The sequence below is a fragment of the Staphylococcus sp. GDY8P57P genome (genome assembly GCF_017892585.1).
GTDB lineage: Bacteria > Bacillota > Bacilli > Staphylococcales > Staphylococcaceae > Staphylococcus > Staphylococcus borealis.
On the sequence record NZ_JAESLK010000030.1, the window covers coordinates 1 to 11,986 of the forward strand.

The 11,986-nt window shown below is 30.8% G+C and carries 9 protein-coding genes and 1 pseudogene; 4 read left to right on the plus strand and 6 right to left on the minus strand.

Features of this window, described 5'->3' with window-relative positions; translation table 11 throughout:
* Nucleotides 1–197: 197 nt before the first annotated feature.
* The 5 genes from phnX to KA878_RS10020 are packed head-to-tail and all read right to left on the minus strand — an operon-like array spanning nt 198 to nt 5,465.
* The gene (gene phnX / locus KA878_RS10000; protein WP_193839789.1) at nt 198–974 is read right to left on the minus strand and encodes a phosphonoacetaldehyde hydrolase; all 777 of its coding nucleotides are present in this window, start codon (nt 972–974) and stop codon (nt 198–200) included.
* A 13-nt stretch (nt 975–987) separates the two neighbouring features.
* Complete coding sequence (locus KA878_RS10005; RefSeq protein WP_193839790.1) at nt 988–2,073, minus strand: 2-aminoethylphosphonate--pyruvate transaminase; 1,086 nt, start codon at nt 2,071–2,073, stop codon at nt 988–990.
* A gap of 13 nt (nt 2,074–2,086) precedes the next feature.
* Complete coding sequence (locus tag KA878_RS10010; RefSeq protein ID WP_228480701.1) at nt 2,087–3,094, minus strand: extracellular solute-binding protein; 1,008 nt, start codon at nt 3,092–3,094, stop codon at nt 2,087–2,089.
* Nucleotides 3,095–4,720 carry an ABC transporter permease subunit gene (locus tag KA878_RS10015; protein WP_193839791.1) on the minus strand — a complete coding sequence of 542 codons (1,626 nt, stop codon included), beginning with the start codon at nt 4,718–4,720 and terminating at the stop codon, nt 3,095–3,097.
* Entirely contained in the window at nt 4,710–5,465 is a 756-nt protein-coding gene (locus KA878_RS10020) for an ABC transporter ATP-binding protein (protein WP_193839792.1), read from the minus strand. Before KA878_RS10020 ends, KA878_RS10015 begins: the two co-directional genes overlap by 11 nt.
* A gap of 147 nt (nt 5,466–5,612) precedes the next feature.
* On the opposite strand from KA878_RS10020, the gene KA878_RS10025 reads away from it, so the two are divergent.
* The 3 genes from KA878_RS10025 to KA878_RS10035 all read left to right on the plus strand — a co-directional run bounded on the left by KA878_RS10025 (nt 5,613) and on the right by KA878_RS10035 (nt 9,449).
* The gene (locus tag KA878_RS10025) at nt 5,613–6,365 is read left to right on the plus strand and encodes a DeoR/GlpR family DNA-binding transcription regulator (RefSeq protein WP_193839793.1); all 753 of its coding nucleotides are present in this window, start codon (nt 5,613–5,615) and stop codon (nt 6,363–6,365) included.
* 140 nt (nt 6,366–6,505) lie between these two features.
* The gene (locus KA878_RS10030; RefSeq protein WP_193839794.1) at nt 6,506–7,747 is read left to right on the plus strand and encodes a quaternary amine ABC transporter ATP-binding protein; all 1,242 of its coding nucleotides are present in this window, start codon (nt 6,506–6,508) and stop codon (nt 7,745–7,747) included.
* The gene (locus KA878_RS10035) at nt 7,734–9,449 is read left to right on the plus strand and encodes an ABC transporter permease/substrate binding protein (protein WP_210142153.1); all 1,716 of its coding nucleotides are present in this window, start codon (nt 7,734–7,736) and stop codon (nt 9,447–9,449) included. The genes KA878_RS10030 and KA878_RS10035 overlap by 14 nt, the downstream gene beginning before the upstream one ends.
* 329 nt (nt 9,450–9,778) lie before the next feature.
* Here KA878_RS10035 and KA878_RS10040 read toward each other — a convergent pair.
* Nucleotides 9,779–10,153, minus strand: a pseudogene (locus KA878_RS10040) (GNAT family N-acetyltransferase); the annotation flags it as partial.
* 176 nt (nt 10,154–10,329) lie between these two features.
* On the opposite strand from KA878_RS10040, the gene KA878_RS10045 reads away from it, so the two are divergent.
* A complete protein-coding gene (locus tag KA878_RS10045) occupies nt 10,330–11,817 on the plus strand; it encodes a hypothetical protein (RefSeq protein ID WP_193839795.1) in 1,488 nt (495 codons plus the stop codon).
* The last annotated feature ends 169 nt before the right edge of the window (nt 11,818–11,986 follow it).

Here is an 11,986-nt window from a genome sequence, read left to right on the forward strand (position 1 = left end):
AATTATACGGACTTTATCAAACTCTTGAACTATGTATAAAAAATTTTTATTATCTTACTTTAATATTTAAAATTGCTAGATTTTTACATCGTAATTTAAAACATCATAGATATATTAATAAAAAGAGCGAACTTCCAAATATGGGAGTTCACTCTTTATTTTCATAAAAAAGCTTAATTTTAGAATATGGTTTTTAATTAAATTTTTTCTAATAATTGAGGTAATTGAGTAATATCGTCTATGACATATGATGCGCCATTTTCTTTGAATTTTTTCGTTGCTTTTTGGCGATGTTCATCTATTTCATTATCACTTAATGCATTCCATTCGTCTTCACTAAGTCCTACAACAGAACTGCCTTTAATTACTCCTATAGCAAGAACACCTGCGTTGACTGCTTCTTTCATATCAGAGACAGTATCACCTACTTTTACTACTTCAGCAACACGTTCCAGTTCTAATTGTTTCATATTTTCAAATATCATGTATGGATAAGGTCTACCATATCCATTAACAGCTTCGGCAGTTACATAGTAGTCAGGCGAATAGCCTTTCAATTTTGCTTCAGCCGTAACCACTTCCATCATTGATTTTGTATAACCTGTCGTTGAACCAATTTTATAGCCTTTATTTCTTAGTTCATTGATAGTATCTATGACATTTGGAATAGGTGTTGTATAGTCTTTTAATGTTTCCATTAATGATTTTTCAAAATTAGCGTATAAATGATCGATATCTTCTTGAGTATGTGAACGTCCCTTAACAGACTTCCATTCATTTGCGATACGGTCCATATTTAACATAGCTTCGATATGATCACGTTTTAACATGCCCATAGGTTCTCTGGCTTCTTCAATTGTTACATCAATATTTTCATTTTTAAAAATTTCTACAAATACTTGTACAGGGGCAAAACATCCAAAATCAATTGTAGTACCGGCCCAGTCTAAGATAATTCCTTTAATATTACTCATAATTATACACTCCTTAATAATTCATATATTCTTTAATATGTTTAACTAATGTTTCAAAGTCTTCTCGGTATAATTCTCCAATGTTACCAATTCTAAAAGATGGGGTTTCCATTAATTTTCCTGGATATAGCACAAAACCTTTTTCTTTCATTGATTCATAGAAATGATTAAAATCAAAAGCTTCATTAGGATATAGATATGTTGTAATAATTGGTGATTGCCATTCCTCATCAATATATGCTTTAAAACCTAACTGTGCTAATGCTTCTCTCATATATCGATTATTAGAGTGATAGCGTTCACTACGTTTTTTAATGCCACCTTCTTCATGCAACTCATTAATTGCTTGTTTGAATGCAGCTACAACATGAGTTGGTGATGTATAACGCCATTTGCCATCAACATCCATCACCTGCCATTGATCATATAAATCAAGTGCTAAGCTTGAAGCATTACCCTCTGTTTCAGTTAAAGTTGTTGTTTTAGCAATCACGAACCCGAAACCGGGCACACCTTGAATACATTTATTCGCACTACTAATTAAATAATCAATATTTAATTGTTCTACGTTAATTTCTAAGCCTCCGAAACTACTCATAGCATCTACAATTAATTTTTTATTATAGCGATGTGCTAACTCACATAAATCTTCTAAAGGATTGAGTATTCCAGTAGTTGTTTCACAATGAACGAAAGCAATATGAGAAATAGCATCATTGCTGTTTAAAACATCTTCAATTTCTTCAATATTTGGTGCTTTATCGAATGACAATGCTAAATGTGTATAATTTTTTCCAATACGTTCTGCCATTTGAGCAATACGTTTTCCGTATGCACCATTTGAAATGATAAGCACATGATCTTTATTCGAAAGTGCAGTTTGTAAGACGCTTTCTACCACAAAACTACCACTACCTTGCTGAAGAATAACGGTGTAATTTTCCTTTGAAACTTGGGCCAATTGAAGTAAATCTTGTCTTATTTGTTGTGTTAATTCTTTATAGTCATTGTCCCATGTACAACGATCTTTCATCATTGTTTCTTTAACTGATTTTGAAGTTGTTAATGGACCAGGTGTTAATAATTTATATTCTTCCATTTTCTAATCTCCTTTATTTTTCATTTTCCGCTTCTTTTTTAGCTGCATTAAATATATCTTGATGTTTTTGTAATAAATCTACAGTCAATGGATCTTTCCATTTTTTTGGATATTCTGGTTTTTGATCTTTTGCAATATGTTCACCTTTATATAGTGTTACTGGGTATTGTTTCATTAAATCTTTTCGACCGTATTTTTGAATCACTTCAACCATTTTTTCTGCTTTTTTCTGTTTTTCGCCACCTTTTTTAACGACAGCAGCGCCTTCAACTAATGAGAAGTTTCCTTCTTTAGGATCGATGTGTTTAATGATATTACCCTTCTCTTGTTCAATAGCTTGCGCACGTAAACCAACTCCGACAGCTACTTCCCCAGATTCAACTTTTTGTAATGGACCGGAACCACCATCCTCTAAATGTGGACCAACATTAATTAATAATTTTTTAATCACGTCTTGTCCTTCTTTTTCACCATACTCATTTAAAATACCTTGTAGTACTAGCCATCCAGTTGAGGATTCCATAACGTTCGGCATAGAGACCTGTCCTTTATATTCTGGTTTAGTTAAATCCTTAATTGAATGCGGCACCTCTAAATGGTGTTTTTCTAGTGCTTTTTTATTAATAAATAATGAACCTGTGTTACCTAATAATGGGATAATGTAGTTGGGATATTTATCAATTGTGTTATGTTGAGTTTTATTCTTCATAGGAACAAACATGTGATTTTGGTCTTGTGCACTTTTTAAGTAGTAACTTGCTTCAGTAATAATATCTGCTTCAATATTTGATCCTTCCGCCATAATTTTCCCACCTAATTCTGAGGTTCCCTGAGGTTGGATGATATATTGTCCTTTGTAACCATGCTGATTTAAAGATTCTTTCATAATAGCGATGGCTTCTTCATCAGCATTTGTAGCAATAATGACTTTATCTGTACTCGACCCAAGTCCAAAGTATGATAAACATAAGAGGGCAAGACAAACGAGTGCACCAAGTACTAGCATTATTTTTAGTTTCATTTATCTCCCCTCCCTTTTTCTTTGAGAATAAAGTATAAAACTTGCAACGCCACGAACGACAATATTTGTTATACAGATTAAAATCGATAAAATAAAAATATCGATAAATCGGTTAAAATGTTGTAATTGGTTAATTTCTGTAGCCACGAGTTGTGTTGCCGTTGCAACTAAGAAAATGACACCACTAATTGTTACCATTGCATTAATGAAGTAATAGTTCATCATTTCGATAATTGTCTTTTTCATATTTGGTATTACAACTTTAAAGACCGTCTCGTACCATTTATCTTTCATTAATGAACTACTTATATCCCATGAGGGATTTAGTTTTTCTAAGGCATTTTTCGCTAATAAGAATGGTGTTGTATAGTAATGCACAATAATGCTGATAATAATAATTAAAAATGTATTTTTTATTGAGCTATTTTTAAAAAATACTAAGTACGATAAACCTAGAATCATACCAGGGACAGTATTTGCGATTAATGAAACGACATTCATCGTTCTACGACCTTTAATTCTGGTTCTCACAGCGATAATCGCACTTGCCATACTAATAATCACGCCAAATATTGCTGTACATATCGCTACAAATAAAGATTGAATATAAATATGCACTAATATTTCATCTTTAAATAAATTAATGATATGCGACAAAGTAAATGTGTTGTTATATGGGTAATTTTTAAGGAATGGTACGACAAACATCACTGCAAATATTAATAAAATTAATGTACTTATCACTACAGCGATAATATTAATAATCACATCATGTACTGGCCTTTTTGGAAGCGATGTATAATTTAATGATTCTTGTTTTACATTCCATTTATCTAAAATAGTTAATAAGATAAATCCAATAATTGCAGGAGTTAACATCATAACTGCAATAACAGCACCTTCAGCAAATTTTGGAATTGATCCTAAAATCATTTGATATAAACTCGTCGCAACCATACTATAATCTGCGCCTAGAGACGCCGGAATACCGAAATCAGTAAAACTTAAAATAAATGACAATACAAACGCGTTACCTATGGGTACAATCAGTGGTCTAAGTAGTGTGTGATAAAAACGTCTCATCGGACTATCTTGTAATAACTGAGAAACATAATAGAAGCGCTTATTCACATATTCAAAAGCGTCTGAAATAATTAAGTATGCTGCTGGTAACGTGTAGATAACGTAGCCGATAAGCAAACCATTTTTACCATAAATTTCGAAAGGTATATGTCCAAAGATAGCTTTAATCAAACCCTCATTCCCGAAAATGTACATTAAAATAAATCCATAAGTAATTGTTGGCACAAGCATAGGTAGTAACACCATTATTTTGTTATAGCCTTTTACTAAAGAATGGGCTTGTGTCATATTCATCGCATAGGACATAAAAAATGCGAGAATAGTTGTAATCAATGCAGCTAAACTTGCAACTTTTAAACTATTAAAGAATGAAGTTGTAATCTCGTCATTCATAAAGATGTCTTTATAGACTGCAAATGTAAAGTGATGATCACGATAAAATGATTGGCTTAATAAACCTATAATTGGTATGACTAAAAATAATAAGAAAAAGATAATTAATAGCGTAAATATAATACGCTGACTCCAAGTTTTATGCGCCATAATTCTCACCAAATAATCTGTAAATATTACCACGTTTAATTCGTAGTTGATTAATAATGAACTTTTCTACAAATGCATTAGCTGGACTATAAATAATTTCTGACGGCGTACCAAATTGTGCAATTTGGCCATCTTCAATGACGACAACTTTGTCTGACATCGTTAATGCTTCTTCAGGATCATGGGTAACGATAATCGTTGTTAAACCCATTGATTTCGATACTTTTTGAATCATATCTTTTATTGATTCTTTAATGACTCCATCTAAGGCACTCAATGGTTCATCCATTAATAAAATCTTAGGTTCCATAACTACTGTACGAGCAATTGAAACTCTTTGTTTTTGCCCTCCTGATAATTCATGAATTTTTTTGCGTAAATGAGGACGTAATTCTAATAATTCGATTAAATCTGTCACTTCTTTACTGTGAGGGTCTTTTTTCTGATTCTTTAAGCCATAAATGATATTATTGAAGGCATCTAAATGAGGAAACAGACAAAAATCTTGAAACACAATATTAAATCCTCTTTTTTGCATAGATTTCTCTTGGATTTCTTGATTATTGAAAATAATTCTCCCAGATGTCACATGTTCTAATCCCAAAATTAAATTTAATAACGTTGTTTTCCCACATCCACTTGGTCCAAGTAAACTTACAATTTCTCCGTTTTCAATATTTAAATTTATATTTTTTAATACTTCATTACTCCCAAAACTTTTCGAAACATCTTTGAGTTCAAGCATAACTCACACCTCACTATTTGTTATACTTACATTGTAGTAACTTTTTATTAACTATTAGTAAATTAGTTGTAAAATTTGATTAACTTTTGACAAACTTGTTAAAAACTATTTAATAACTTCATTAATACAATAAAAAGGAGAAAATGAATGCTTCCTACTGAACGACGTGAAAAAATTATTGAAAAATTAGAAAAAGAAGAATTTTTAGAGCTGAAACATCTTCATAAGTCTTTGAACATTTCTATGGAAACATTACGAAGAGATATTCAACAATTAGTCAAAGAGGATTTGGTATCCAAAGAATATGGTGGTATTAGAATAAAAAAAGAGAATAATGGTGAATCAATTATTGAAAAAAGATTAAATAAAAATTTAGCTATGAAGCAACAAATCGCTGAAAAAGCTTTAACACAGATTGAAGATGGGGACTGTATATTTTTAGATAGTGGTTCTACAACTTTACAAATTTCTAAAGAATTGAAAAAAAGAAAAAATTTAACAATTATAACGAACTCGATTCCTGTTATGATGGAAATTTTAAATCAAGGCCATACTATCATTAGTATTGGAGGAAAAGTACGAGCATCTGAACAATCTATTACAAGTTATGACTTCTTATTTAATTTCGATCGTTTAAATATAGATAAAGCCTTTATTTGTTGTAGTGGAATATCTTTTGAAAAAGGGATTACAGATTATAATTTAGAAGAAATAGAGACAAGAAGAAAGATATTAAATATTTCAAATCTCAAGTTTCTAACAGCAGATAGTTCCAAGTGTAATCAGATAGTTACAGTGAAAATATGCGAATTAACAGATATTGATGCCTTTATTACTGATGATAACTTAGAAAATGATTTTAAAGTTAAAATGAAAAAGTTAAGCATCAATGTGCTTTAATAAAACAAATAATTTTTAAGTCATTAAAATAATGCAAATATTGTTAAATTTATTATTTTAACTTTTAATAAAGTTGCCTTTTTTATTTCCTATGATACAGTCAAATATGTACAAACAGTTTTTATAGGGAGTGTTTTAAGTTGAGCAAAGTTAAAGTACGAAACTTAACAAAAATTTTCGGAAGAAAACAAAAAGAAGCGTTAAAGTTAGTACAAGAAGGTAAATCTAAACAAGAAATCTTTGAAAAAACTGGGGTTACAGTTGGGGTTTATGACGTTAACTTTGACGTAAATGATGGCGAAATTTTTGTAATTATGGGTTTATCTGGTAGTGGTAAATCCACTTTAATTCGATTAATCAATCGATTAATTGAACCAACATCAGGAAGTATTTACATAGGTGAAGACGACATTTCCAATATGTCTAAAAAAGAGTTACGTGAAATTCGTCGTACAAAAATTAATATGGTGTTTCAAAACTTTGGTCTTTTTCCGAAAAGAACTGTATTAGAAAATACTGAATACGGTTTAGAAATTAGAGGGATTAAAAAAGCAGAAAGACAAAAAAGAGCTGAAAAAGCATTAGACGATACAGGGTTATTATCTTTTAAAGACCAATATCCAGATCAACTTTCAGGTGGTATGCAACAACGTGTTGGTTTGGCCCGTGCCTTAGCTAATGATTCTGACATTTTACTAATGGACGAAGCATTTTCAGCATTAGATCCATTGATTAGAAAAGATATGCAAAACGATTTACTAAACTTACAGGAACAAATGCAAAAAATCATAATCTTCATCACTCATGACTTAAATGAAGCATTACGTATTGGAGATCGTATTGCATTAATGAGAGATGGAAAAATTATGCAAATTGGTACCGGAGAAGAGATCTTAACCAATCCAGCAAATGCATTTGTTAGTGAATTTACCGAAGATGTGGACCGTTCTAAAATACTTACCGCAGAAAACATAATGGAGTCTCCATTAACTATAAATATTGAGACAGAAGGTCCAAATGTCGCTTTACAACGAATGCGTCAAGAAGAAGTAAGTATGTTATTAGCGATTGATAATAAACGTTTATTAAAAGGAAGTATTACAGCAGACAATGCTTTGAAGGCAAGAGAAGACGGTATTTCTTTAAAGCATATTTACCAAAATAATGTACAGACCATTAATAAAGACATGCTCGTGACAGATATTTTCAATATTATTTACGATTCTCCTACACCATTAGCAGTCACGGATGAAAATAATCGCTTAGTTGGTGTTGTGGTTCGTGGAAGTGTCATAGGTGCAATGACTACTAATAATAAAGATAGAGAAACGAATCATTCTCAAGAAAATTCAACTGAAGAGGAAGTGAATGAAAATGTTTAAACAATTACCTTTCTCTAATTGGATTGATACGATTGTTAATTGGTTAACTGAGCATCTATCTGGCATTTTCTCATTTTTACAAACAGCTGGAAATGCTGTGATGAATGTTACAACTAATATACTATTAGCCATTCCACCATTTGTTATGATATTACTTCTAGTTTTACTGGGATTTTTTGTTTTCAAACGTAAAATTGGTTTTCCAATATTTATTTTAATTGGCTTATTATTCATCTATAACCAAAATATGTGGGATGATTTAATGAGTACAATTACATTAGTTCTTATTTCAAGTCTTATTTCTATAATTATTGGTGTTCCATTGGGTATATTAATGTCTAAAAGCGATACCGTTGAAAAAATTGTTAAACCATTACTAGACTTGATGCAAACAATGCCAGGATTCGTGTATTTAATACCTGCAGTGGCATTCTTCGGTATAGGAATGGTACCTGGTGTATTCGCTTCAGTTATATTTGCATTACCTCCAACAGTGAGAATGACAAATTTAGGCATACGTTCAATCTCAAAAGAATTAGTAGAGACATCCGATTCATTTGGATCAACTTCTTGGCAAAGATTGTTCAAACTTGATTTACCTATGGCTAAAGAAAACATCTTTGCGGGTATCAATCAAACAATTATGTTAACGCTCTCTATGGTCGTTATCGCATCTATGATTGGAACGCCAGGTTTAGGTGAAGGCGTTTTAGCTGCTGTACAACGTTCAGAAGTAGGTAATGGCTTTGTATACGGTATAGGTATCGTCGTGTTAGCGATTATCGTTGATCGATTTACACAGGCTATGAACCACTCTCGTCAGGAAAAATTACCTAAAAAGACTAAGATATTACTTACTATAATCATATTACTCGTTGCAATATTAGGCACCATTCTAGGGCATATGTTTTCTGATGATAAAGAAGCCAATAAAGGTACTATCAAACTCGCATATGCACAACAAGATGACCAAATTGTTTCTACAAACGTTATTGCACAAGTATTAGAAGAACAAGGTTATAAAGTCGATACGACTTCCCTCGATATACCAGTTACATGGGAAGCTGTTTCTAAAGGTGAAGTTGATGCTATGACTGGTGCCTGGTTACCAATCACACATGGTGCTGAGTACAAGAAAGTTAAAAACGATATCGATAATTTAGGGCCACATATAGATAAAGAAGCAAAATTAGGTTTAGTCGTTCCTAAATATATGGACGTTAATTCCATTGAAGATTTAAATAACCAAGCCAATAAAAAAATAACTGGTATAGAACCTGGTGCAGGGATCGTAGACGCCACTAATGAAACATTAAAGGCTTACCCTAATTTAAAGGGTTGGGAACAAATTAATTCTTCTACAGGTGCAATGAATGCAGAATTAAAACGTGCAATTAAAAACAAAGACGATATTATTATTACAGGCTGGAATCCTTATTGGATCTTCCAACGCTATGACTTGAAATACCTAGATGATCCTAAAGGTTCTATGGGTAAAGCAGAAAGTATCAATACGATAGCTCGAAAAGGATTAAAAGAAGATGAACCAGAAGCATATAGAATCCTTGATAATTTTAAATGGTCTGTTAAGGATATGGAATCTATCATGTTAGAAATTGAAAATGGTAAAGATCCTGAAAAAGCTACTAAAGAGTGGATTGATAATAACAGAGACAAAGTTGATAAATGGACTGAAAAGTAAGAATGATTTAGACATTGTTTCAACAATATCGTTCATATGTTGTGATTTATCATCTGTGGAAATAAGTATTGAAGTATGCATTGGTAGCATATGTGACATCATGTTATAAATTTCATACATAAGGCACCTCGTTAATTGAGTTTAGTGATATGTACTAAATGATACGGGAGTGCCTTATTTGTTATTTTAATAGAAAGATACATACAGTGAGATGCTTGAGGAACCAGTATGCTAAATGAAATTAAGTAAGCAGTTGTAGTAATCAAAAGACAACTTTGACGTTTTTCTCTAGGCATCAAGCCCTCACATTTTCTTTTATAATTGAAAAATTATAATTCAAAAGTCTGTCTTAACTTTTCATACTCTTCTCTCAACAAACTATACACATAACTATCCGAGAACTCGCCACGTAAACGTTCGTTACTTCTCAACACACCCTCTTGCGTAAAGCCAAGTCGTTCAGGTATGGCCTTACTTTTCGGATTTCGTGTCGACATTTGAATTTCTACGCGGTTAATATCAAACGTTTCGTACACGTAGCGAATCAACGCCTTTGTGCATGTCGTCATAATTCCCTTTTTTTGAAAATGCTCAGCCAAATAATAACCGATAGACGTACGTTTGTTAACAAGGTCTAAATAATGCAAGCCGATGACACCTACAAGTTCATCGTCATACCATATGCCACAATGAAATCCATCTCCTCATCACTGCGGTTTTTAAATGACACTCTTCGGTTTAGACTCGTTACATTTGAACTGTCATATTCAATAATGATAGGTTATCCATTTTAGATTATAAGTTTGGTACATTTAATTTTAAGTTATAATTAAATGTATCAAACTTATAATCAACTCGACGAGGAGTATATAATACAATAATGGAATTAATTTATAATAGTACCTTAAAATTTTACGACATTATATTTAAAAATATTAATGATACTTTTGAATTCTTAAATGATAACAGCAAAATAGAAGTTATATCTGATTCAAAATTGGAGTATCCTTATTTTAAAGTAAAAAATAATCGAATAGCCTTCAAAGATAATTTGTCAGAACTGTTAGAATATTTGGACCCTGAAGAAGCTTCCTCTATTGTACTCAACAGAATTTTAGATAGCTTAGAACTGATATTAGGTTCCAAACTAGACTTACCAAATTTTAATGAACAATTTAAAGAATTTAAGAGAAGTTTGAATCGCACAGTGTTTTATGGCAGGAATTTAAACCCTTTCCTTCTAAACAATCTATATGAAGAAAATTTAGTAAGTTTACAAAATAAACAATATAAAAATATGAAAACATACATCACTTTTAGTCGTAACTCATCTATTAACTTTCGATTCAAAGATTTTAGTGATGAGTTCAATCAAGTTGACCCACAGGTTAATCTTTTTCATATTATAAAGAATGTGCTTAACCATTCGTTAGAAAAACAGTATAGCAATGAATTTAAACCATCAAATCTTGAAGTTTCACAAAAGTTACAACGTTTACTAACTCCTCATACCAATTGGATATACAATTCAAAAAATGCAATTAAAAAGTTAGATTTAACATTTACTAGAAAAGATATTATTAATACATTAGAATCTACTACCTCATTAAAATTTAAGGAGGATGCAGAAAAAAGTAAATTTTTCGACAGGTTTTCTAAGATAATTCCTAAAGGCGAATACACTTTTAAAGATTTATTGATAATTACAACTATTACATTTTTCAGAGAAAAATATAGGTTAAATAACTCTAATAATGCTTCATTTTCCAACAGTTATTTTGCAACTCTTTATACGTCATCTTTTGTAAATAAAAAAACAAATGAAATTTTAAAAAGTTATAAATCTGCTAGCACTTTCGATACTAATAGTTCATTAAAATCAGAATTTAATGAATCAATTTTTCAATTCCAGAAAGACATCATTGATTATCTACATAACAAATTGGAAATTTCAAAAGACAATAAAACTTATTACAATTATCAAAAAAACATAAAGCAATATCTAGAGCCTCATATAACATACTTAATTTATGAAATATTTTACTTAAATTCTTTACCTTATTATGAATTCTTAATAATTACGTTGAGAGATTATGAAAATTTCATATCTAATAATCTTTATATATTGAATCAAAATAATCCTACTAAACTTTTGATATTAGCCAATAAGCTGCAGACAATTTTTACTGATTGGAGTAAAAGCTTAGATAAAGCAGATAGTAATGCTTTTAATACCAATGGAATTACTTCACCTAATAACTTAATGTCTTTAAATCTCACCCTAAATAATGAGACATCATATTCTTTCCTAAAAGTTTTAAGACTCTTAGAAAAAAATAATTTCAGAAAAGATTTTTATAATAAATAAGACCATGAAGCTCTTCATAACAAAGTTCACTGTGTCTAGACCTTTAACTATTACCAAAAGTTAAAGGTCTAATTTTTTTATTTTAATTGCTATATTCTATGAATAGTTAATTAGTAAACAATCACTAATTAACTCAGTCTACTTTTAGTAGATAAGCTTGTACATTGAA